Below are 22,616 nucleotides of genomic sequence, written 5' to 3' on the forward strand. Positions count from 1 at the left end.
GACGCTTTGACGTGCCCATCTGTCTGAAGAGAGGAGAAGTCTCATGGTAGTCGCCGTGTACCCGGGCACGTTCGATCCGCTAACGCGCGGTCACGAAGACCTCGTTCGGCGCGCGTCGAGCATCTTCGACACGCTGGTGGTCGGCGTCGCCGACAGCCGCAACAAGAAGCCGTTCTTTACGCTCAAAGAGCGGCTCGATATCGCTCACGAAGTGCTGGGCCATTACCCGAATGTTCAGGTCATGAGCTTCAAAGGGCTGCTCAAGGACTTCGTTCGCAGCAACAACGCGCGAGTGATCGTGCGCGGGCTGCGCGCCGTGTCCGACTTCGAGTATGAGTTCCAGATGGCGGGCATGAACCGCTATCTGTTGCCCGACGTCGAAACCATGTTCATGACGCCGTCCGATCAGTATCAGTTCATTTCGGGCACGATCGTGCGCGAGATCGCGCAGTTGGGCGGCGACGTGAGCAAGTTCGTTTTCCCGTCGGTCGAAAAATGGCTGAAGGAGAAGGTTGCGGCGTTGGACCCGGATAACGGTGCTCCGGCGGCGCAGCCGTAACCGGCGTAAACTGTCGGTTTGACGGATCAAAGCCGGCTGCGGCCGGCGCGAAGTGAGAGAAGTATGGCCCTGATGATTACCGACGAGTGCATCAATTGCGACGTGTGCGAGCCCGAGTGCCCGAACGACGCGATTTCGATGGGCCCGGAAATCTACGTGATTGACCCAAAGAAGTGCACTGAGTGCGTCGGTCATTTTGACGAACCGCAGTGCATCCAAGTGTGTCCGGTCGAGTGCATTCCGCGCGATCCCGAGCACCTCGAAACGCCGGAAGGCTTGATGGCGAAATACCACGCGCTGCAGGCGGCAAAGAGCGCGTGATGTTCTTGCGGTGAAAACGCGAAGCGGCGAGGCACGGGCCTTGCCGTTTTTTTGCGCAGATCCGCTCAGCCGATGTAAGCGCTGAATATGTCGCGCAATGCGTCGAGCAGAACGCCGCATTCCGCGTCCGTACCGACCGAAATGCGCAGGTGCTGGTCGATTCTCGGTGCGTTGCAGTGGCGCACGAAAATCTCCCTTTCACGAAGGAGCGACACGAGCATTGCCGCGTCGTAGGCCTCATGACGCGCAAACAGCAGATTAGCTGCCGACGGCACGACGTCGAAGCCTAGCGCCGTTAGTCCCGCGCTCAATCGCTCGCGGCTTTCAATTACCTTTGCGCAGGTGTCGCGAAACCACCGGTCGTCTTCGTATGCCGCGCGCGCGGCGACTTGTGCGAGGCGGTCGAGCGGATACGAATTGAAGCTGTCTTTTACACGATTGAGCGCGTCGATCAGCTCCGCGTTGCCAAAGGCGAAGCCGACGCGCATGCCCGCCAGCGAGCGCGACTTGGACACTGTCTGCACGACGAGCAGATTCGGATAGCGGTCGATCAGTCCGATCGCCGATTCGGCGCCGAAGTCCACATAGGCCTCGTCGATTACCACAACGGAATCCGCGCTTTTCTTTACGAGGCGCTCAATATCGGCGAGCGGCAACGGACGTCCGGTGGGCGCATTCGGATTCGGAAACAGGATGCCGCCGTTCGCAATGGCGTAGTCGTCGACGTTGATCGCGAAACTGTCGTCGAGCGGAATCGTCTGGTAGGCGACCTCGAAAAGTCTCGCGTACGTGGGATAGAAGCTGTACGTGATGTCAGGGAACAGCAGAGGCTTGTCGTGCTTCAGCAAAGCCTGGAAGGTGAGCGCAAGCACTTCATCTGAGCCGTTGCCCGCAAACACCTGATCCGGACGGATGCCGTGATAGGCGGCGACCGTTTCGCGCAACTTGAACGCGGTGGGGTCCGGGTAGCGGCGCAGCGACTCGCCGGCGTCGCCGAGTTCCTGACGAATCGCCTCGAGCACGCGGGGCGACGGAGGGTAGGGATTTTCGTTGGTGTTCAGCTTGACCGGATGGGCGAGCAGGGGCTGTTCGCCCGGCACATACGGCGTCAGACGGTGAACAATGTCACTCCAGTATCGGCTCAAAGCGCTCTCCCATCGTTGCAACGCGGTTGATTGGGGTTGGCGCTCCGGCCGCTCTTGCTGCTCCGGCACGAGGCCGCGCTGCTTCATCCCAACCTACGCCGCCAGCAACACAGCTTAAGAATTGCGATGCAGTTGCATCATTGCCCGTTCAAGCTCGCCTTTAATGATCTGCGGCATGACTGCCAACGCGCGCTCGATGGACGCGTCGATCACGTCCTGCTCTTCACGCCGCGGCGGTTTCAGCACGTAGTTCGCGACGTCGGGCTTGGCGCCCGCGCGCGCACTTTCGGGGATCAGGTCGCGTGGATGCCCGATGCCGATGCGCAGCCGCCAATATTGCTGCGACGACAAATGCGCGGTGATGTCCTTCAAGCCATTGTGTCCGCCGCTCCCCCCGCCGAGCTTGAGCTTGACGCTGCCGGGCGGCATGTCGAGTTCGTCGTGCGCGACGAGTATCTCGTCGGGAAGAATCTTGAAGAACTGCGCCACCGCAACGACGGACTGACCCGAGCGGTTCATATAAGTCTGCGGCTCCAGCAGATGCACTTCCTCGCCGTGGAGTCGGGCCTTCGCGTAGAAGCCATGGAAGCGCCGCTCATCGCGCAGCGTCGTGCCCGCCTCGCGCGCCAGTTGATCCACCAGCCAGAAGCCGGCGTTATGGCGCGTCGCAGTGTACTCGGCGCCCGGATTGCCGAGGCCGACGATCAGCTTGATCATGATTGAGTGGGTCCATCTGGCCCGCAAGCCAAACGCGGCCGGGCCGAAATAACCGAAAAAAAACCCGCCGGGGCGAACCTCGGCGGGTCACATCGATCGTCTCATTGAAACGGATCGAGAGGATTACTTGCTCACTGCGCGAGGCGCACTCAAGCAGCCGGCGTTTCGCCTTCACCAGCGGCGGCGTCGCTTTCGGACACTGCGCCAGCCGGGATCGTTGCAGCAGCGACCACCGGGTTTTCTGCTTCGACGTGAGCAACCAGCGACACGCCTGCCGGCAGCGGGATGTCTTTAGCGTGAACCGATTGACCAGCTTCGATCTTGGCCAGGTCGACTTCAATGAATTCAGGCAGTGCCGACGGCAGGCACTCGATTTCCAGTTCATTGACGACGTGCGAGATCACCGCGCTCGCCAGCTTCACAGCCGGGTTGCTTTCCTGGTTCATGAAGTGCAGCGGCACCTTGGTGTGCAGCTTCTTCGATGCGTCGACACGCTGGAAGTCCACGTGCAGCACGAGCTGACGGAACGGGTGATATTGCACGTCGCGCAGCAGAACCTGTTGCGACTTGCCACCAACTTCCAGATCGAGGATCGATGAGTGGAAAACTTCTTTCTTCAGCGCGTGCCACAGCGCGTTGTGGTCCAGTTCGACCAATTGCGTTTCAGCACCAGCGCCATATACGATGCCCGGGGTCTTGCCCGAGTTACGCAGGCGGCGGCTCGCACCCGTACCTTGCAAAGAACGCTCGAAAGCGACAACTTTCATTTTGAATCTCCAATGCACTGCCCGCGACCAGGCAGTAAAAACGGGGCCCGCAAGCCGTTATGGCTGAGGCCCCAGAGCTGCGGCATGAACCTTCGTTCGTTCACGCCGATTGTGCAAAAGCGCGTGTGTCGCATAGAGCGATACACCGCGCCTTCGCAAATACTTAACTTTCAGCGAACAGCGACATGACCGAATCGCCGCGGCGGATCCGCGAGAACGTTTCGGCAAGCAGGCCGGCGCTGGTCAACGAACGGATCTTCGCGCACGAGCGGGCTTCTTCACCGAGCGGGATCGTGTCCGTGACAACGAGTTCGTCGAGTGCGGATGCGGCAATGCGCTCGCCGGCGCCGCCCGACAGAACCGGGTGAGTGGCATAAGCGAAAACCTGCTTCGCGCCACGTTCCTTCAAAACCTGAGCCGCCTTGCAAAGGGTGCCGGCAGTGTCGACCATGTCGTCCATGATCACGCAGGTCCGGCCTTCCACTTCACCGATGATGTTCATCACCTCGGCAACGTTCGCCTTCGGGCGACGTTTGTCGATGATCGCGAGGTCGCAGTTCAACTGCTTCGCCAATGCCCGGGCACGCACCACGCCGCCGACGTCCGGCGAAACGACCAGCAGGTTCTCGTAGTTCTGCTTGCGCAGATCGCCGAGCAGCACGGGCGTAGCGTAGATGTTGTCGACGGGGATGTCGAAGAAGCCTTGAATCTGGTCGGCGTGCAGATCCATCGTGATGATCCGCTCGACGCCTGCAATTTCCAGCATGTTCGCCACGATTTTCGCCGAGATGGCGACGCGCGCCGAACGAGGGCGGCGATCCTGACGTGCATAACCGAAGTAGGGGATGGCTGCCGTGATCCGACCGGCCGATGCGCGCTTGAGCGCGTCGACCATGATCATCAGTTCCATCAGGTTGTCATTCGCCGGTGCGCACGTGGACTGCAGAACAAAGACGTCTTTGCCACGCACGTTTTCCTGAATCTCGACCTGGATTTCACCGTCCGAGAAACGGCTAACCATTGCTTTGCCGAGGGGAATACCGAGGATTTTGACGACTTCCTGTGCAAGCGCGGGATTTGCGTTGCCAGTAAAAACCATCAGGCCGTCATGGCTGCTCATCGTGCACCTGCTTCAGGCTGGGGGCGAGGGGAAATGCGAGAATTATTGGCAGGGGAGAAAGGATTCGAACCTTTGCATGCCGGAATCAAAATCCGGTGCCTTAACCAGCTTGGCGACTCCCCTACACTAACTTTGAGCTCCGCCGAACGTGGAGTTTCGTTCGACGATGCAAAACTTATGACGCGAAAGCAAAGAGTGGATGTTGTTCCAGACTGGCGGCCACTGCGCTGTTCCATTCGCCTGGCAGTTTAGCTTGCACCGCTTCTGCTTCAGCTTTACTACGGAACGCTGCAAAGACACTTGCACCAGATCCGGACATCCGCGCCGGCGCGACGTTTTCAAACCATCGCAGCACTTGCGCTACTTCCGCGTACTTTCCGACGACAACCTGCTGCATGTCATTACGGCCAAAGCTCTCTGGCCATTCAGTGTTGCAGCTAAGTTCTGCAGGAAAGTCCGTAATTGTGAGGGCTTTTGAATCTCTTGTCAACGCTTTTTCGGAAAAAATCGCTGCAGTCGGAACATGAACCCTCGGCGTCACTACCAAGAAATGACGCGGCGGCAATTGTACAACGTCTAAAGCTTCGCCGACACCCTGGGCAAACGCATTTTTTCCAAAAACAAAAAATGGCACATCGGCGCCGAGCTTCAATGCCAGCGCCTGCAATTCCAGCCGCGGCACGTGCAATTTCCAAAGCCGGTTCAGCGCGAGCAGCGTGGTGGCGGCGTCCGAACTGCCGCCGCCAAGCCCTGCGCCCATAGGCAGGCGCTTTTCGATTTCGATGTCGACGCCTTCCGGCGAGCCTGTATGCGCTTTCAGAAGCGTGGCGGCGCGCACGGTGAGGTCGTGTTCGGGGGGCACGTCGGCGATTTCGGTGCTACGCGTGATGAGGCCATCGGCGCGACGCCTGAAGTGCAGCGTGTCGCCCCAGTCGAGTAACTGGAAGACCGTTTGCAGCGTGTGATAGCCGTCCGGCCGGCGCCCGGTAATGTGCAGAAAGAGGTTGAGTTTCGCTGGCGCGAGGCAATCGCGCAGCGAGTCGGTCGTTTCGATCATGTCGAGGCTGCATGCGCCGAGGTGGCGCCGAATAAGCGGCAAGAGCGCGAGACGCGCGTTTTACTGGTCCAGTACAAGCTTGATGTCGAGCGGCGGCTCCGAGCGCGTCAGATTCACCCGCTTTACGCCAGTAGCCGGCGCTTCGGCGTAGGCAAGATAGTCGATCGTCCAGCCGTCCTGAGTGATCTCCTTGAAGCGCGACGGCTGTTCCGGATCCCGTTCCGTCTTGGCACGCGAGGTGGGCGCGGGCGAAGGCTGCAGCCAGTAACGCAATCCTTCGACGGGAAGTGCGAAGCCAAGCGCGTTCTGCATCAACGTGGAGACGTTGTCAGCGGTGAGCGGTTGGCGGTTTGGCAATTCAAGCGTGGCTGAAGCCGGCGACGACGTGACGATCGCGAGTGTCTGCCCAAGCGGATTGCGCAATTGCAAGGTCACCGTGTCGCCCGTTTCCTGCCACGAGAAATTGCCGTACGCGTTGCGCTGCTGGCCGTTCTGATCGTTGTACTGGACGGCGAAACGGCCCTGGTAAGCACGGCTCGTTTGCGTAGTCACCGCGGTCGCCGCATTCGACGTGGACGGTCCCTGCGGCTTCACCGAGGCGCAGCCGGCCAGTGTCACGACGGCCGCCGCAGCGAGCCCGAGCGCCGCGCGACGCGGCGCCCATGAGAAAGAATTGAAACGGGAAATACGCATCAAAGATCGTTCACCTGAAGACGTTGTAGCGTTTTGACGAGCGTTTCGTTGTTGGGTTCGAGCTTGCGAGCTTCGCGGAAAGCGGCGCGGGCCTGATCCTGATCGCCGGCTTTCCACAGCACCTCGCCGAGGTGCGCGCCGATTTCAGCGTTCGGCTGAATGTCGTAGGCCTTGCGCAGAACCTTGATAGCGTCCGACGTGTTGCCCATGCGGTACTTGACCCAGCCGACGCTGTCCATGATGAACGCGTCGTTCGGCGCAAGCGACGACGCCTTCTCGACCAGCTTGTCCGCTTCCGCGAGACGCTGATTGCGATCGGCAAGCGAATAGCCAAGCGCGTTGTACGCCTGGGGATTGTCTGGTTGCGTCTGAATGAGCTTGCGCAACTGTGCTTCCATGACGTCGAAGTGGCCGTTCTTTTCGGCCGCCATGGCGTAGTCGTAGCTCAGATCCGGGTCGTCCGGAAATGCCGCCGTGGCTTGTTGCAGGCGCGTTTCCGCCTCAGGGTAGCGCTTCGCGTCGAACAGGATGGCTGCATCGGTGCGTGCGACCAACGCCTGGTCGCGCGGATCGGCTGGCCGAAGATTGGCCAATTGGCGGCGCGCGTCGTCAGGCTTGCCTTGCTTCGCGAGCAGCTGCGCGCGCGTGATCTGCGCGGGCATGTACTGCTGGCTCGACGGCGAAATCTTGTCTAGCCAGTCGGCGGCGGCCGCTTCGTTCTTCTGTTCGAGCGCCAACTGCGCCAGATAGATATACGCTTGCCCCGCATCTGCGCCAGGCGTCTTCTCGGCTTGCTGCGCGTACTGCGTTAGATAGGTCTGCGCCTCTGCGAAGTTCTTCTGCTGGATCTTGATGAGCGCGAGCGCCATGAGCGGCGTGAGGTCGTTCGCATTCGCCTTGTGCATGATCTCGAACTGCTTTTGCGCGTCGTCCAGGCGGTCGCTCGCCAGATACATTTGAGCGAGCGCGAGACGCGCGTCATGCGACTTCGGGTTTTGCTGCACGTATTTTTCGAGCGACGCGATTCCTTCCTTGCGTTCCTCGGGGCCCATTTGCGACAGCATCAGCGCGGCGGGCAAATAGTCAGGCTTAAGCGCGAGCGCCTGTTCCAGCGACTTGCGAGCACCCGGCGCGTCATTGGAAACCAGTTGCTGACGTGCGACGGCCAGCTGCGCTTCCGGCCGGTTCATATCGTTCTTCAGCAGGTCCTGCAGCACATGCAGGCCGCCGATGCGATTCGGTCCGCGAGAAATCAGCAACTGGAGCGCAAGAATTGCGCTGCCGCGATTCTGCGCGGGCACCTTCTCGAGTTCGCGCGCAAGCAGCGGCGCTGCGTCATCCGGCTTGCCTGACAGTACCAGCAGCGACGCGTCGAGTTGTGCGGCGCGCTCCGAGCCCGGCGCATACTGCTGCCACAATTGCGCGGCGGCCAACGCGTCCGACGGACTTTGCGCGGCCAGCGCGATTTCGGTGGCGCGCTGCGCCATGCGCGGATCGTGCGTGTCGCGCGCAAGCGCGAGGTACGTCTGATAAGCAGGCGCAGGCTGATTACGCTGCAACGCGACTTCGGCGGCGAGCACCTGGAATACGATCTGGCTCGTCAGTTGCACGTTCGGCAGCGCTTTCTGTTCTTCCGCTGACGGCGGGCCTAGCGGGTCGGACAGCGTGACCGAGGTGTCGTCCGACTCCGGCGATGGGTCCTGCGCGTGCGCGGGCAGCGCGGCGAACGCCCAGAGCGCGAGTGCGGCCACACCCAGCGAGCGCCGCGCGGACACTGCGTGCGGCACGCGTGACGCGCTAGCCGGGCGCTTCGAAAACAGCTTCACGAAGGACAAGTTCATGGAAATCCGTTCAATGTTTCGGACGATTGTAACGCGCTCGCTACAATACGCGCACAACCACTCACGCAAGTTGCAGACCAGTTAGACATGCCAGAGCTGCCAGAAGTTGAGGTTACCCGACGAGGGATCGAGCCGTATGTGTCCGGCCGCAAGGTGCAGCGCGTCGATGTCCGTACGCCCGCGCTGCGGTGGCCGATTCCCGCGGACCTTGCGAAGACCTTGCGAGGGCACGTCGTGCGCAACGTCGAGCGGCGCGGCAAATATCTGCTGTTCGAAATCGACGCGGGGTGGTTCATCGTGCATCTTGGCATGACGGGCACACTGCGTGTGTTGCGTCATGTGCCGCATCCTCCGGCCGCGGCGAAGCACGACCACGTCGACTGGATTTTCGACGATTTCATTCTGCGCTTCCGCGATCCGCGACGCTTCGGCGCGGTGTTGTGGCATCCGCGTGAAGCCGGCGACGTGCTCGAGCATCCGCTGCTTGCGAGTCTTGGCGTCGAGCCGTTTTCGCCCGCATTCTCAGGCGCGCTCATGCACCGGCTCACACGCGGGCGCAAGGTGTCGGTGAAGCAGGCTCTGCTGGCCGGCGAAATCGTCGTCGGCGTGGGGAATATCTATGCGTCCGAAAGCCTCTTTCGCGCAGGTATCCGGCCCACCATCGCGGCAGGCCGCGTCTCGCTCGTACGCTACGGATTGTTGGCCGATGCTGTACGCGTGACGCTCGCAGCGGCGATCGAGAAAGGCGGTAGCACGCTGCGCGATTTCGTCGGCAGCAATGGCGAAAGCGGGTACTTCCAGCTCGATTATTTCGTCTATGACCGCGCGGGGCAGCCGTGCCGCGTGTGCGGCACGCCGATCAGACAGATCGTGCAAGGTCAGCGCTCCACTTACTTTTGTCCCACCTGTCAGCGCTAATTTTCGATGCCTTCCCGCTTAACTCCTAAGTCCGGTCCGCGTTCCGCGCCGTCCGCCGCGCCTGCTGTATCCACGGTGCCCGCATCTGCACTGACGTCCGGGTTTGCCGCCCGGCTGATCGCATGGCAGCGCATGCACGGGCGCCATGACCTGCCATGGCAGAACACGCGCGACGCCTATCGCATCTGGCTGTCGGAAATCATGCTGCAGCAGACGCAAGTGTCGACGGTGATTCCGTACTACGCGAAGTTTCTCGCGCGCTTTCCGGATGTTGCCGCGCTTGCCGCGGCTCCTGTTGATGACGTCATGGCGCTGTGGGCCGGCCTCGGCTATTACACGCGCGCCCGCAATCTGCATCGCTGCGCGCAGGCGGTCGTCGAGCGGCACGGCGGCGCGTTCCCGGCTTCGGTGGACGAACTCGCGGAACTGCCCGGCATCGGGCGTTCGACGGCGGCGGCGATCGCGTCGTTCGCGTTCGGCGCCCGCGCGACGATTCTCGACGGCAACGTGAAGCGTGTGCTCGCGCGAGTGTTCGGCGTCGAAGGATTCCCCGGCGAGAAGAAGGTCGAGAATGCCATGTGGACGCTGGCTGAATCGCTGCTGCCGTCGAATGCATCGGACGACGAAGTCAGCGCGTACACGCAAGGTCTGATGGACCTTGGCGCCACGTTATGCGTGCGCGGAAAGCCCGACTGTTTGCGTTGTCCGTTCGCCGCCGACTGTGTTGCGAACGTGACGGGACGTCAGCGCGAACTGCCGGCCGCGCGTCCGAAGAAAGCGGTGCCGACGCGTCGCACGTGGATGCTCGTGCTGCGCGACGGTGACGCGGTAATGCTCGAAAAGCGCCCACCGTCCGGTATCTGGGGCGGCCTGTGGAGCTTGCCCGAGGCCGCCGACGAAGCGGCACTCGCCACGCGAGCGCGCGAGTTCGGCGGCGACGGTGCGGTGTCGCCGCTCGCGCCGCTCACGCATGTGTTCACGCACTTCAAGCTGGAAATCGAGCCACGGCTCGCAGAGTTCGATCGTAGTGTCGGCGCTCTCGCGGCGTTACGCGATGCGGACACGGCTTGGGTGTCGGTAAGCGACCTCGATTCTTTCGGCGTGCCCGCGCCCGTACGAAAACTTCTGGAGAGTCTGCGGGGTTCGCTGATCTGAGCGGTCACGCTCAGAGTCGCTTCTTACAGCAGTTGATGCTGTTGCATGTAGTGATGAACCACGTCGATGCGCGCGCCGGCATCCAGCATTTCCATGAGTTTCTGCCGCGCTTTTAGTGCGATCGGCAGTACTTCGGCGAGACGGTTGGACACCCACGACGGGTCTTCGAGTCTGAACGGTTCCGCGAACGGCAAGCTTTCCGGGTCGCGCTCCTGGATCGTCGCGATGATGCGCTCCAGCACTTCCGCGCACGCGCCGAACTTGGCGAGTTGCTGGTTGCCTTCTAGCGGCCGGTCTTCGCCGAGCGGCTCGGCCATACCGACCAGCAAACCGCTGCTTTCCACACGATGCGACAGCAGCCGGAAGCGCCGCGTGCCGCGCGCGCGAATCAACAGCATGCCGAAGGTCTCAACGTCGCATTCTTCAATTTCGGCGAGGCAGCCGATTGATTCGGGCACCGAAGGCTCGTGTTCCCGCGCGACCTCGGCGCCGCTTTTCAGCAGGCACACGCCGAACGGCGTCTTTTCGCGCAGGCAGTCGCGCGCCATATCGAGGTAGCGCGCTTCGAAGATTTTCAGCGGCAGAATGCCGTCAGGAAACAGAACGGTATGCAGCGGGAACAGCGGCACATCGGCGAGCACAGTAGAAGTAGAGGACATGGCGCAACGCTTCGAGTTAAGGCCGCGCGATGCGGCCGGTTAAGCCACTAACTTCGATGACGCCCCGGCGTCGACCGGTGCGTCGCGATGCCGCACGATTACATTCGCTGTATTGGCGAGACGCGCGGCAAGCGTCTCCGCAATGAACACCGAGCGATGTTGGCCGCCCGTACAACCAATCGCGACTGTCAGATAACTACGATTGTCGTCGCGGAAATGCGGCAGCCATTTGGCGAGGAACTTCTCGATATCGTCGATCATTTCGTGAACGACCGGCAGCGCGTCCAGAAAATCGATCACCGGTTTGTCGAGACCCGTCAGCGGGCGCAACTCATGGTCGTAGTACGGGTTTGGCAGCGTGCGTACATCGAACACGAAATCGGCGTCGAGCGGCACGCCGCGTTTGAAGCCGAACGACTCGAACATCAGCACGAGACCTGCATGCTCCTGCTCGATAAAACGCTTCACCCACTGGCGCAGCACGTTCGCGCGCAAGTTGCTCGTGTCGATCTGATGGCCGAATTCGGCAAGTCCCGCGACGAGCTCGCGCTCGCGTTCAATTGCCTCCGCGAGCGACGTGAGCAAGCCGACATCTGCGTCATGCGCGGTCGAGCCCGACAACGGATGGCGGCGACGCGTTTCCGAGAAGCGCTGAATCAGCGACTGCGTGCTCGCGTTGAGGAACAGCACCCGCACGTCGTGAGCGCGCGAGAGGTCGCGGATCATCGCAGGCATGTCGTCGAGTGACGCACTCGAGCGCGCGTCGATCGCGACCGCGAGGCGGTCATTTCCGTCTTCGGCGAGATAGGAGGCGAGTTCGGGCAAAAAGCGCGGCGGCAAATTGTCGACGCAGTAATAGCCCGCGTCCTCAAGCGCGTTGAGCGCGACGGATTTGCCAGAGCCGGATATGCCGGTGATGAGGATTATGCGCATGGAGTCGTGAAATCGGTCCGTTTCATCATAGCATCTGACTGCTCTCGCGCGTACCTGCAACCGGCCATGGGCGTGGGCTGCAAGTACTCTATGTACGACCGACTCAGATCAGTTTGCCGGGAAACTGACTATCCGGGTCCTGCATGGCGAGGCGCTGCCGGTCCATGAAGTCGCGCAGCGTGTCGATGCCGCGCAATTGCAGGATGGTGTTGCGCACCGCAGCTTCGACCAGCACCGCGAGGTTGCGGCCTGCGGCCACCTGAATCGTGACCTTGCTGATGGGCAGGCCGAGCACGTCGACGGTTTGGCTCTCCAGCGGCAGCCGCTGGAATTCACCGTCAGGACGGCGTACCAGTTGCACGATCAACTTGAGCTTCATTTTCCGGCGCACGGCGGTTTCACCGAAAATCGTCTTGATGTCGAGCAGCCCCAGGCCGCGTACTTCCAGCAGATTTTGCAGCAGCGGCGGGCAGCGCCCTTCGACGAAGTCCGGGCCTAGCCGGACGAAGTCGACGGCGTCGTCGGCGACGAGGCCGTGGCCGCGGCTAATGAGTTCGAGACCGAGCTCGCTTTTGCCGAGACCCGAGTCGCCGGTGAGCAGCACGCCCATGCCGAGAATGTCGAGAAATACGCCATGCAACGTGGCGCGCGGCGCGAGAATGCGCGACATGTAGAGGCGCAGGCTGTCGATCACCGCGGCCGCCGACATCGGCGTCGTAAAAAGCGGTGTGGACGAGCGCGTGCAGCGAAGCACCAGTTCCGGCGGAGCCGCGACGCCGCCCGCCACCACGAGGAACGGCGGTTCCAACGCAATCAGCTCGGCCATGTGGCGCGAGCGGTCTTCGTCGGTCTGGCGCTTGTAGTAGTCGATTTCGGCGTCGCCGAGCACCTGGATCCGGTTCGGGTGGATCAGGTTCAAGTGGCCGACGAGGTCGGCGCTCGACGTGGCATTGGCGACCGATTCTGAAGAAAAGCCGCGTTCCCAGCCTTCATGCCCTGTCAGCCAGCTTAGCTTCAGCGTGGCGGCGTTATCGTCGAAAATGCTCTGGGCGTTGATGCTGGACGTATCCATGAGTCAGTGACTCCAGTGTTGGCCGCTTGCCGGGCAAACCGCCGGCCACGCTAACGCGGGCCGTTCGCCGAGCCTGACTATATCCGCACGCGGGCGGTGGGACGTGCGGATAGGCGGCGTGCGGATGACCGCCGCTGCATCAAGGTTGCCACTGAGTGAGCAGGCGATGCAATGATTCGCGGTCTTCTTCCGTATGCAGGCGCTCGCGGGCCTCGCGATCGGACAAAAGTTGCGCGATTTCCGAAAGGATTTCGAGGTGCTGCTGCGTGGCCTGTTCAGGCACGAGCAGGAAGATCAGCAGCGAGACCGGCTGGCCGTCGGGCGATTCGAAGGGAATGGGTTCGGCCAGACGGACAAACGCGGCGAGCGGCTGCTTGAGTCCTTTGATGCGGCCGTGCGGAATCGCGACGCCTTCGCCAAGCCCTGTCGATCCGAGGCGCTCGCGCGCAAACAGATTGTCTGTGACCGTGCTACGGGCGATGCCGTTCTGGTTCTCGAAGATGAGGCCCGCTTGCTCGAACACGCGCTTTTTGCTGGTGACCGATAGTCCGACGACGACGTTCTCGAGGGGAAGAAATTTGGCTAAACGATTCATGTTGACAGGCGAAAACGTGGCCTGGGTTCTCCTCGCTGGGGCGATTGATTGGCGTTCCATTCGTTTGATGCTCACCGCGATGTGCGTTGGAGTCCGAAAGCACAGTACTCCGGCAGACCGCGTGCATGCGACCTAGACCCCGATGGTAACCGGAACATTATAGAACAGGGCGACGGCGTATGGTGCGGCGCGCCATCAATGCTCAATAGGTTCTTTTTTCAGGGCGATTCGCGCTGCGACGACCTTGAGGATCGTCCGGTGGGAACCGGCGAGCAATCGGCAAGCAATCGACAAAGCATTCGGCAAACAAACCGGAATCCCAACGAAAAACCGCCCGAATGCGGGCGGTTGAGGTGAAGCGAAATGAAGTAAGTCTTCTAATTTCGCTTACTGCGGCGGCACGTCAAGTTGCGGCGCCGGTTGATACTTGATCGCTTCGTGCTGATGGCCTTGCAGGCGATCCTTGTGACGTATCACTTGCCGGTCGAGCTTGTCGATCATGAGATCGATCGCAGCGTAGAGGTCGCTGTCACAGCTCTCGACAAAAATGTCCTTGCCCTTCAGATGCAGGTTGATTTCAACCTTTTGCCGCTTGTCCTTTTCCTTGTGGTTGTCGACCGAGAGGACCACACTGCCGTCGATGACCTGATCGAAATGTCTTAGCACCCTATCCAGTTTGGTGATCACGTATTCGCGCAACGCAGGCGTTACTTCGAGGTGGTGTCCACTGATCTGCAGATTCATAGTGCTTCTCCAAGCTAATGGCCGCTTGGTCCGCACGATGACGTAGGTCCGGTCGATCTGTCGGCTTGCCTGAGTCGCCCCCCGGTGACTGACTTCTGGCAGGTCGCATCGGCCGGCCTGTCCGCCAACTTGCGGAGCGGCCGGTAAATGCCCGCCACGGAAGGCGACGGGCTACAGAGACTTGCGCAGGTTGACTGCCGGAATCCTGAGTGCTTCGCGATACTTCGCGACGGTGCGCCGTGCGACCACGAAGCCCTGTTCCGCCAGCAGTTCGGCTATGCGGCTGTCTGAAAGAGGCGTTTTTGCGTTTTCCGCTCCTATCAGTTGCTTGATGAGCGCGCGAATGGCCGTGGAAGAGGCCGCGCCGCCCGTGTCTGTCGAAACATGCGATCCGAAGAAGTACTTGAACTCTAGCGTCCCGAACGGGGTGAGCATGTACTTACCGGTTGTCACACGCGAGACAGTCGACTCGTGTAGGCCCAGCGTATCAGCAATTTCCCGCAAAACCAAGGGGCGCATAGCAATTTCGCCGTGCACAAAAAAGCTCTTCTGGCGCTCCACAATGGCCTGCGCGACGCGCAGGATTGTTTCGAAACGTTGCTGAATATTCTTGATGAGCCAGCGCGCTTCCTGCAGTTGCTGGCGCAACGAACCGCTGCCCGGATCGCCGCGGTTGTTGCGCAGAATATTGGCGTACAGGTGATTGATGCGCAGCTTCGGCACCACTTCGGGATTGAGTTCAGCCTGCCAACCTTGGGCAGTTTTGCGCACCATGATGTCCGGCACCACGTAGTCCGCTTCGGCCTTGCCGTACGCCGCGCCGGGGAACGGCTCGAGCGAGCGGATTAGCATGTGCGCGTCGCGCAGGTCGTCGTCGTTTGCTTTCAGATGCTTGCGCAGACGCGTGAAATCGCGCGCGGCCAGCAGTTCCAGATAATGGGCGACGATTTCGAGCGCGAGCGTTCGCGTGGGCGAGGGCGGCAGCCGCAATAATTGCAGCTTGAGACACTCGGAGGCGGAACGTGCGCCTACGCCTGCCGGGTCGAAGCTATGCAGCAGCGCGAGCGCGGCATTCAGTTCGTCGAGGTCGACTTCGAGTTCTTCGGGCAGATCCGCGAGCACTTCGTCGAGCGTGGCGGCAAGGTAGCCGTCGTCGTCTAGCGACTCGATCAGGAAGGTAATCAGCGCCCGGTCACGCTGACCAGCCTGCGTAACGCGGAGTTGCGCCATCAGGTGATCGCGCAGCGAAGTACTCGATTCGTGAATTTGCAGCGGCGGTAGATCGTCGTCGTCGGAGGCGTTGCCGGAGCGACCGTAGTCGTCGAGATTCCATTGCGACGCGTCGCCGTTGCTGTCGCCCGAAAGGCCGTTGTACTCGTCTACGCCTTGCGGCTCGCCGTTTTCCGCGCGCTCACTGCTGCTGGACGATGACGAGCCGTTGCCGCCCATCTGGTCGGGTGGCGCCGACGAACTGGGCGCCTGGGTAATCAGCGAACCGTCGGCCGCCACGCGAAGCGGGCTCGCGATCCAGTCGTCCTCGTTCTCGAGGAGCGGATTCTGCGAGATCGCGGTTGCCACTTCCTGCTGCAGTTCGAGCGTGGACAGCTGAAGCAGCCGGATGGACTGCTGCAGTTGCGGGGTCAACGCAAGATGCTGCGATAGGCGGAGTTGGAGGCTGGCTTTCATGGCAAGTTCAGATTCATTGTAGAGAGTTTGCCACGACCGCGATACCTTGCGAATTCGCAATTACGCTGCGCCGGTCCCGGCGACGCCGGGCGCGGGCCGCCCGCGACAGGAGCAGGCCCGGGCGCTTGCCACGGAAGAACCGGCAAACGCGCGTGGCGCCGCCGATTCCCGCCAGCACTTACATGCGGAAATGCTCGCCCAGATAGACGCGCCGCACGCTTTCGTTTTCGATGATTTCGCTCGGCGCGCCGGCGGCCAGCACGCTGCCGTCGCTGATGATGTAGGCGTGATCGCAGATACCGAGCGTTTCACGCACGTTGTGGTCGGTGATTAGCACACCAATATTGCGTTGCTTCAGAAATTTAACGATCTTCTGGATTTCGAGCACCGCAATCGGATCGACGCCCGCGAACGGCTCGTCCAGCAGAATGAAGCTCGGATTGGTGGCGAGCGCCCGCGCGATTTCCACCCGGCGGCGTTCGCCGCCCGACAGCGACAACGCAGGATTGTCGCGCAAATGCGAGATTTGCAGCTCGTCCAGCAAAGCTTCCACGCGGCTCGTGATTGCGTCTTTTGTGAGGCGCTTGCCGTTGTCTTCGTGCTGCAATTCCAGCACCGCGCGAATATTCTGCTCGACGGAAAGCTTGCGGAACACCGAAGCTTCCTGCGGCAGATACGAGAGCCCGAGCGAAGCACGCTTGTGGATCGGCAACAAGCTGATGGACTTGCCGTCCAGATCGATTTCGCCTGCGTCGAGCGGCACGAGGCCGACGATCATATAAAACGACGTGGTCTTGCCCGCGCCGTTCGGCCCGAGCAGCCCGACCACTTCGCCGCTTTTTACGTCGAGCGAGACGTCTTTGACGACTGTGCGGGAACCGTAGCGCTTCTTCAGATTGCGTACGACCAGCGAACTACTGGTGCCGGCCGGCTTGCGATTGGGGAGGGACGCGGAGGTGCTCACTGATTCGGCGCTCCCTGAATCGTGGTGGACGGCGCGAGCGTGGCCGACGCACCGTTCAGCGGCGCCGCGCCGCCGTTACGCGGCGACAGCATCGCGCGCACACGGCCGCTCGGGTTGCCCGGTCCCGCGACGTCCTTGCCTGCCTTCGCGGTGTAGAAGTCCTTTTGGCCGTCATATGTAATGACGCTGCCGTGCACCTGGTCCATCACCGTGGAAAGGCCTTGCAGACGCTTGACGGTCGCATTCGTGGTGAGTGTGGTCAGGTCCTGCTTGCCGTCGTAGTCGATACGAACGGCCGTGCCTTCGATGTATTCATCGAGACCTTCGCGCTTCTGACGGAAATACGACAGATTGCCGCCGGTCGAGGTGCCGGTTGCGTACTGATAGCCCTGCGGGTCTTGCGTCACGTCGACACGGTCGGCCTTGATCACGATCGTGCCTTTGGTCGCGACCACATGGCCGGTGAAGATGTTGACCTGTTTGAGGTCGTCGTAAGTCATGTTGTCCGCTTCGATATTGAGCGGCTTGTCCTTGTCGGCGCGGTCTGCGTGCGCGAGCGGCGCGAAGCCGGCGAGCGGCAACGCGATAATCAGCGCAGCAAGTCCGGCGCGGCACGCGGACAGGGTTCGCGAGCGGCCGGTATGAAAACGGGGGAACGATTCGTTCATGCAGTCACGCCTGGAATGGATTTACCCGGGTTACTTGGGCGAGCTGCCGCCGGCGTCGGACGCGGCGATCGCGCCTTTCACATTGCCGAAGAGCTGCATCACCCGGGTGACGTTGTTGTAGTTCATGCCGCTGGCAGTCATTACGGAGACGCCGCGCTGAAGTTTAACCGGCTTTTCCGTCTCGATCACATCGTCGTTGACCAGCACGCGGAAATGCTCGGAATCGGCTTGCATCTGCGGGTCGCCATAACCTGGCGCGCGCAGGATGCGTGCGTTGCCATACAGGTCGACGATGGACGCGTCGCCGTTGACCTTGCCGGTATCGCCGGTTGCAGTGACGATCGGCTTGCCCGGCTGGAACGCGCGCATCGCGGGCTTAACGAGATCGCTCAGTTCGTCGTCTTCGTAGTGAACCAGCGACTGCGCGGTCAGGCGATATTGCGTCGAGCCCGACTGATCGAGTTCGGAAACCGAAAAGTTGTCGGCGAAGTAGTCGGGCGTGTGCTCCTTCGGACGCACCGCACCTTCGTTTTGCCGCGGCAACGTGGCTTGCAGAAGCCACCACGTGATGCCCGCGAGAGCGGCCATCGCGACGAGCGGGATCAGCGAAGTCAGGCGAAACTGATTCATCCGACGAGGCCCCGCTGTTCGCCGCTACAGGCGGCTGCGAGCAGCGCCTCGTACTTGTGCTGGGCGCGCAACAGCGTGTCGCACACTTCGCGGGCCGCGCCGTGGCCGCCGCGCGCCTCGCTGACCCAGTGGGCTCGCGCGATCACTTCAGGATGCGAATTAGCCGGTGCGGCCGCGAAGCCGACCTTCAGCATCACGCCGAGATCGACCCAGTCGTCGCCCATGTAGCCGCATTGTTCCGCACTCATGCCGGTCGCCTGGAGCAACTCCGCGAACGCCTGCGGCTTGTTCTCGATGCCCTGATACACGTGCGTGATATGCATTTCTTTCGCGCGCGCGGCGACGATGCCCGACTTGCGCCCGGTAATGATCGCCGTTTCAATGCCGGCCTGGCGCAGCAGCTTCATGCCGTGGCCGTCCATGGAATTGAAAGCCTTCATCGTGTCGCCTTCCGCCGTGAAGAGCAGCCCGCCGTCGGTCAGTACACCGTCGACGTCGAAAATCATCAGCTTCACGCGGCTTGCGCGTTCGGTAGCGGTAGGGGGCGCGACGGCCATCAGATCACCTTTTTCGAGAACAGGTCGTGCATGTTGAGTGCGCCGATGAGCTTGCCCGCTTCGTCGACGACCAGCATCTGATTGATGCGATGGCGCTCCATCAGTTCCACGGCTTCCACTGCGAGATGATCCGGGCCGATGGTGCGCGGGTCGGCAGTCATGACCGAAGCGATCGACAGCGCGCGAAAATCGCCGTCACGCTCCAGCACGCGGCGCAAGTCGCCGTCGGTGAAAATGCCCTTCACGCGGTCTTCGCTGTCGACGATCGCAGTCATGCCCATGCGCTTGGCCGTCAACTGGAACAACGCGTCGCGTACGGTCGCTTCGGGCGTGACCTTCGGCACCTGGTCGCCCGTGCGCATGACGTCGCTAACATAAGTAAGCAGGCGCCGGCCGAGTGCGCCGCCCGGATGCGAGCGCGCGAAGTCGTCGCGGCCGAAGCCACGCGCGTCGAGCACGGCGACCGCGAGCGCGTCGCCGAGCGCGAGCGCCGCCGTGGTGCTCGCTGTAGGCGCAAGATTCATCGGACACGCTTCTTTCGCTACGGCAGAATTCAGATGGACGTCGGCCAGTTTCGCGAGGCTCGACGACGGGCGGCCGGTCATTGCGATCAGCTTTGCGCCGATCCGCTTGATGAGCGGCAGAATTGCCACGAGTTCTTCGGTTTCGCCGGAATTGGACAACGCGAGAAATACGTCGTCGGCGGTGACCATGCCGAGATCGCCATGACTCGCTTCAGCAGGATGCACGAAGAACGCCGGTGTGCCGGTGCTGGCCAACGTGGCCGCGAGCTTGCGGGCCACATGCCCGGATTTGCCGATGCCCGAGACCACAACGCGCCCGCGGCAACCCATGATGAGTTCGACCGCGCCGACGAAGGCGCCGTCGAGTTGATCGCGAAGCGCGCGCACGGCGTCCGCTTCGATGTCGAGCACGTCACGAGCGAGCGCAAGTGCCCGGTCGCCATTGATTTTCGCTATCATTCGCGAAGTATAGCAAAGGCGCTTGTTCGCCGCGCCGGGCCTGCTGTGCAAAGCCGCTGCCTTCATCGGCCCCTTCAACGGCCGCTTTATCGCCCCCTATAACGGCCCCTCAACCTTGTCGCACGGCGTGTTGCGTGCGCGGTTCCGCTGACGAACGAGGACGCTTCACTCATGCGTTTTTGCCGATGATTTCCCCGCTCGAAATGACGCTTTTCCTGCTGCTGGCCTCGGTCGCGGGCGTGGTGATTTTTCGCTTTCTGAATCTTCCGCCGATGCTCGGCTATCTGAGCGTCGGCATCGTCGTTGGGCCGAATGCGTTGGGCCTCGTTCCCGATTCCGTGGGCGCGCAGAACCTCGCGGAGTTCGGCGTCGTGTTCCTGATGTTTTCGATCGGCCTCGAGTTTTCGCTCGCGAAGCTGCGCTCCATGCGCCGGCTCGTGTTCGGTCTCGGTCTATTGCAGGTGTTGGGCACGATCGCGATCGCGGTCACGCTCGGTTTCGTGTTCGAGCGTTGGGTGCATATCAAATGGCAAGCGAGCGTTGCGCTCGGCGGCGCGCTGGCGATGTCGTCGACGGCGATTGTCAGCAAAATGCTTGCGGAGCGGCTTGAAATCGAAACCGAGCATGGCCGCAATATCTTCGGTGTGCTCCTTTTCCAGGATCTCGCGGTGGTGCCGCTCCTGATCATTATCTCGGCGCTGGGCGGCGATTCGAAAGACCTCGTCAACGCGCTCGGCGTCGCGGCCATCAAGATCGTCGTCGCTTTGTCGCTGCTGCTGATCGTCGGACAGCGCTTCATGACGCGCTGGTTCAATGTGGTCGCGCGGCGCCGCTCGCAGGAACTGTTCATTCTCAATCTGCTGCTCGTGACGCTCGGCTCGGCGTTCATCACGGACAAGTTCGGGCTGTCGCTCGCGCTAGGCGCATTCATCGCAGGCATGTTGATCGCGGAAACGCCGTACCGGCATCAGGTGGAAGAAGACATCAAGCCGTTTCGCGACGTGCTGCTCGGGCTTTTCTTCGTCACGACCGGCATGCTGTTGAATCCCCGCGTGATCTGGGAGCATCCGCTGATCGTGCTCGGCTTCCTGATCGGTCCCATTCTGCTCAAGGCCGTCATGATCACGGGGCTTTCGCGTTTGTTCGGGGCGTCGCCGGGCGTCGCCATGCGTACGGGTATCGGCCTCGCGCAAGCGGGCGAGTTCGGCTTCGTGCTGCTGAATCTGATTCTCGACAAACATCTCGTCGACGCCACGCTGCTGCAGGCAATTCTTGCGGCGATGCTGCTCTCGATGCTCGCCGCGCCGTTCCTGATCCAGAACGCGGACCGTATCGTGCTGCGGCTGTCTTCGACTGAATGGATGATGCAGTCGTTGCAAATGACGCGCATCGCCACGCAGAGCCTGAAGCAAAGCGGCCACGTGATCATCTGCGGCTACGGGCGCTCCGGGCAGAACCTTGCGCGCATGCTCGAACACGAAGGTTTGTCGTATGTCGCGCTGGACCTCGACCCGGACCGCGTGCAAGCGGCAGCCGCCGCGGGCGAGTCTGTCGTGTTCGGCGATGCGGGCCGCCGCGAATCGCTGCTCGCGGCCGGTATTCATCGCGCCGCGGCGATCGCGATTACGTATGCAAACACGCCTTCGGCATTACGCGTGCTGCACAACATCCACGAACTGGAACCGACGCTGCCGGTGATCGTTCGTACCGTCGACGACGCCGATCTGGAAAAGCTGCTGGCCGCTGGCGCGACAGAGGTGATTCCCGAAATCGTAGAGGGGAGCCTGATGCTCGCTTCGCACACGCTGGTCGTGATGGGCATACCGATGCGCCGCGTGGTGCGCCGCGTGGAAGAAATGCGCGACGAACGTTATGCGCTGCTGCGCGGCTATTTCCACGGCGCCGACGACATGGACGACGACGACGGCCACGAACAGGTGCGGCTACAATCGGTCCCGGTCGACGAGAACGCCGACGCGGTTGGCCGGACGCTCGCGGACCTGGGTCTGTACGAACTGGGTGTCGAAGTGACGGCGATTCGCCGTCACGGCATTCGCGGCGTGGAGCCGGACCCGTCCACCAAGCTGCGCGCGAGCGACATTGTCGTGTTGCGCGGCTTGCCCGAACAGTTGGCGCAGGCCGAGGAGCGGCTCTCGAAACACCGCCGCGCGGGCGCCGCCGCGGCGTAGCGATTGCTGCACGGTTCGTGCGGCTGCACCAATTCAGCTTTTCATTGGACCTGTCGAGGTCCATCCGGAGACATCATGTCAAACGCGCTCGCGAGCGCGCCGCTCGATGCGGCCGACTACATCAAAAGTCATATTCGCACCGTGCCCGACTGGCCCCAGGCCGGCGTGCAGTTCCGCGACATCACGCCGCTCCTTCAGGAGCCAAAGTCGCTGCGGGTGCTGATCGACCTGTTCGTGCAGCGTTATATCGACGCGAAGCTCGACTACATTGCCGGGCTCGATGCGCGTGGTTTCATCATCGGGCCAATTCTTGCGTATGAGTTGAATCTGGGCTTCATTCCGATTCGTAAGGAGGGCAAACTGCCCTACAAGCGCGCGTCGCAATCTTATGAACTCGAATACGGCACGGCCACCGTCGAGATTCACGAAGACGCGTGCAAGCCGGGCGACCGCGTGGTGATCATCGACGATCTCATCGCAACCGGCGGCACGATGATGGCCGGCAAGATTCTGCTCGAGCGGCTCGGCGCGATCGTCGTGGAAGGTGCGGCGATTATCGACTTGCCTGAACTCGGCGGCTCGAAACTGCTCGCCGACGGCGGGCTGTCGCTCTATACGGTGACGAGTTTCGACGGTCATTGAG

Annotated in this window: 24 protein-coding genes and 1 tRNA gene; 6 read left to right on the forward strand and 19 right to left on the reverse strand. The window is 61.8% G+C overall.

What is annotated here, in order from left to right:
• Positions 1-43: 43 nt before the first annotated feature.
• Both coaD and J2W46_RS23575 read left to right on the forward strand, forming a co-directional pair.
• The gene (gene coaD, locus J2W46_RS23570) at positions 44-559 is read left to right on the forward strand and encodes a pantetheine-phosphate adenylyltransferase (protein ID WP_288824630.1); all 516 of its coding nucleotides are present in this window, start codon (positions 44-46) and stop codon (positions 557-559) included.
• A gap of 63 nt (positions 560-622) precedes the next feature.
• Positions 623-880 carry a YfhL family 4Fe-4S dicluster ferredoxin gene (locus tag J2W46_RS23575; RefSeq protein ID WP_013337947.1) on the forward strand — a complete coding sequence of 86 codons (258 nt, stop codon included), beginning with the start codon at positions 623-625 and terminating at the stop codon, positions 878-880.
• Positions 881-945: 65 nt separating this feature from the next.
• On the opposite strand, the gene hisC is transcribed toward J2W46_RS23575, so the two are convergent.
• From hisC to J2W46_RS23615, 8 genes are all read right to left on the reverse strand, one after another.
• Positions 946-2,025 carry a histidinol-phosphate transaminase gene (hisC, locus tag J2W46_RS23580; RefSeq protein ID WP_310356656.1) on the reverse strand — a complete coding sequence of 360 codons (1,080 nt, stop codon included), beginning with the start codon at positions 2,023-2,025 and terminating at the stop codon, positions 946-948.
• 114 nt (positions 2,026-2,139) lie between these two features.
• Positions 2,140-2,742, reverse strand: a complete 603-nt coding sequence (pth, locus tag J2W46_RS23585; protein ID WP_087754772.1) for an aminoacyl-tRNA hydrolase — start codon at positions 2,740-2,742, stop codon at positions 2,140-2,142.
• A gap of 149 nt (positions 2,743-2,891) precedes the next feature.
• Positions 2,892-3,509, reverse strand: a complete 618-nt coding sequence (locus J2W46_RS23590) for a 50S ribosomal protein L25/general stress protein Ctc (RefSeq protein ID WP_020066979.1) — start codon at positions 3,507-3,509, stop codon at positions 2,892-2,894.
• Between the two features lie 163 nt (positions 3,510-3,672).
• On the reverse strand, positions 3,673-4,629 hold the full coding sequence (locus tag J2W46_RS23595) for a ribose-phosphate pyrophosphokinase (protein WP_006048037.1): 957 nt from the start codon (positions 4,627-4,629) through the stop codon (positions 3,673-3,675).
• A gap of 46 nt (positions 4,630-4,675) precedes the next feature.
• Positions 4,676-4,752: transfer RNA gene (locus J2W46_RS23600), tRNA-Gln, on the reverse strand.
• Between the two features lie 52 nt (positions 4,753-4,804).
• Entirely contained in the window at positions 4,805-5,686 is an 882-nt protein-coding gene (gene ispE, locus J2W46_RS23605; RefSeq protein ID WP_310356659.1) for a 4-(cytidine 5'-diphospho)-2-C-methyl-D-erythritol kinase, read from the reverse strand.
• Between the two features lie 60 nt (positions 5,687-5,746).
• Positions 5,747-6,379, reverse strand: coding sequence for a lipoprotein insertase outer membrane protein LolB (gene lolB, locus J2W46_RS23610; RefSeq protein ID WP_310356661.1), 633 nt, complete (start codon positions 6,377-6,379; stop codon positions 5,747-5,749).
• Complete coding sequence (locus tag J2W46_RS23615; RefSeq protein ID WP_020066975.1) at positions 6,379-8,220, reverse strand: tetratricopeptide repeat protein; 1,842 nt, start codon at positions 8,218-8,220, stop codon at positions 6,379-6,381. The genes lolB and J2W46_RS23615 overlap by 1 nt, the downstream gene beginning before the upstream one ends.
• 87 nt (positions 8,221-8,307) lie before the next feature.
• On the opposite strand from J2W46_RS23615, the gene mutM reads away from it, so the two are divergent.
• Complete coding sequence (gene mutM / locus J2W46_RS23620) at positions 8,308-9,138, forward strand: bifunctional DNA-formamidopyrimidine glycosylase/DNA-(apurinic or apyrimidinic site) lyase (protein WP_087754768.1); 831 nt, start codon at positions 8,308-8,310, stop codon at positions 9,136-9,138.
• Between the two features lie 6 nt (positions 9,139-9,144).
• Positions 9,145-10,293 carry an A/G-specific adenine glycosylase gene (mutY, locus tag J2W46_RS23625; RefSeq protein WP_088173173.1) on the forward strand — a complete coding sequence of 383 codons (1,149 nt, stop codon included), beginning with the start codon at positions 9,145-9,147 and terminating at the stop codon, positions 10,291-10,293.
• A 23-nt stretch (positions 10,294-10,316) separates the two neighbouring features.
• Here the strand turns inward: mutY and J2W46_RS23630 are convergent, their stop codons facing one another.
• The 11 genes from J2W46_RS23630 to kdsD all read right to left on the reverse strand — a co-directional run bounded on the left by J2W46_RS23630 (position 10,317) and on the right by kdsD (position 19,784).
• Positions 10,317-10,952 carry an LON peptidase substrate-binding domain-containing protein gene (locus J2W46_RS23630; protein ID WP_027804463.1) on the reverse strand — a complete coding sequence of 212 codons (636 nt, stop codon included), beginning with the start codon at positions 10,950-10,952 and terminating at the stop codon, positions 10,317-10,319.
• 39 nt (positions 10,953-10,991) lie between these two features.
• Positions 10,992-11,885 (reverse strand): RNase adapter RapZ, encoded by an 894-nt coding sequence (rapZ, locus tag J2W46_RS23635; protein ID WP_020066970.1) that lies wholly within the window; start codon positions 11,883-11,885, stop codon positions 10,992-10,994.
• Between the two features lie 103 nt (positions 11,886-11,988).
• Positions 11,989-12,957: an HPr(Ser) kinase/phosphatase gene (gene hprK, locus J2W46_RS23640; RefSeq protein WP_007179412.1), complete on the reverse strand. Its 969-nt coding sequence runs from the start codon at positions 12,955-12,957 to the stop codon at positions 11,989-11,991.
• Between the two features lie 139 nt (positions 12,958-13,096).
• On the reverse strand, positions 13,097-13,612 hold the full coding sequence (locus J2W46_RS23645; protein ID WP_027804462.1) for a PTS sugar transporter subunit IIA: 516 nt from the start codon (positions 13,610-13,612) through the stop codon (positions 13,097-13,099).
• A 327-nt stretch (positions 13,613-13,939) separates the two neighbouring features.
• Positions 13,940-14,296: a ribosome hibernation-promoting factor, HPF/YfiA family gene (gene hpf, locus J2W46_RS23650; protein ID WP_020066967.1), complete on the reverse strand. Its 357-nt coding sequence runs from the start codon at positions 14,294-14,296 to the stop codon at positions 13,940-13,942.
• 171 nt (positions 14,297-14,467) lie between these two features.
• Positions 14,468-15,982: an RNA polymerase factor sigma-54 gene (locus tag J2W46_RS23655; protein ID WP_020066966.1), complete on the reverse strand. Its 1,515-nt coding sequence runs from the start codon at positions 15,980-15,982 to the stop codon at positions 14,468-14,470.
• Between the two features lie 178 nt (positions 15,983-16,160).
• Positions 16,161-16,946 (reverse strand): LPS export ABC transporter ATP-binding protein, encoded by a 786-nt coding sequence (gene lptB / locus J2W46_RS23660; RefSeq protein ID WP_020066965.1) that lies wholly within the window; start codon positions 16,944-16,946, stop codon positions 16,161-16,163.
• Positions 16,943-17,614, reverse strand: a complete 672-nt coding sequence (lptA, locus tag J2W46_RS23665) for a lipopolysaccharide transport periplasmic protein LptA (RefSeq protein WP_310356667.1) — start codon at positions 17,612-17,614, stop codon at positions 16,943-16,945. Before lptA ends, lptB begins: the two co-directional genes overlap by 4 nt.
• Positions 17,615-17,644: 30 nt before the next feature.
• On the reverse strand, positions 17,645-18,244 hold the full coding sequence (gene lptC, locus J2W46_RS23670) for an LPS export ABC transporter periplasmic protein LptC (RefSeq protein ID WP_020066963.1): 600 nt from the start codon (positions 18,242-18,244) through the stop codon (positions 17,645-17,647).
• Positions 18,241-18,801, reverse strand: a complete 561-nt coding sequence (locus J2W46_RS23675; RefSeq protein WP_020066962.1) for a KdsC family phosphatase — start codon at positions 18,799-18,801, stop codon at positions 18,241-18,243. Before J2W46_RS23675 ends, lptC begins: the two co-directional genes overlap by 4 nt.
• Positions 18,801-19,784 (reverse strand): arabinose 5-phosphate isomerase KdsD, encoded by a 984-nt coding sequence (gene kdsD, locus J2W46_RS23680; protein ID WP_027804461.1) that lies wholly within the window; start codon positions 19,782-19,784, stop codon positions 18,801-18,803. The genes J2W46_RS23675 and kdsD overlap by 1 nt, the downstream gene beginning before the upstream one ends.
• Before the next feature lie 185 nt (positions 19,785-19,969).
• Here kdsD and J2W46_RS23685 point away from each other — a divergent pair, with 185 nt between their 5' ends.
• Both J2W46_RS23685 and J2W46_RS23690 read left to right on the forward strand, forming a co-directional pair.
• On the forward strand, positions 19,970-21,973 hold the full coding sequence (locus J2W46_RS23685) for a monovalent cation:proton antiporter family protein (protein WP_027804460.1): 2,004 nt from the start codon (positions 19,970-19,972) through the stop codon (positions 21,971-21,973).
• A gap of 75 nt (positions 21,974-22,048) precedes the next feature.
• On the forward strand, positions 22,049-22,615 hold the full coding sequence (locus tag J2W46_RS23690) for an adenine phosphoribosyltransferase (protein ID WP_027777807.1): 567 nt from the start codon (positions 22,049-22,051) through the stop codon (positions 22,613-22,615).
• The last annotated feature ends 1 nt before the right edge of the window (position 22,616 follow it).

This window comes from Paraburkholderia strydomiana, assembly GCF_031456815.1.
In the GTDB taxonomy this organism is placed as follows: Bacteria; Pseudomonadota; Gammaproteobacteria; order Burkholderiales; family Burkholderiaceae; genus Paraburkholderia; species Paraburkholderia caledonica.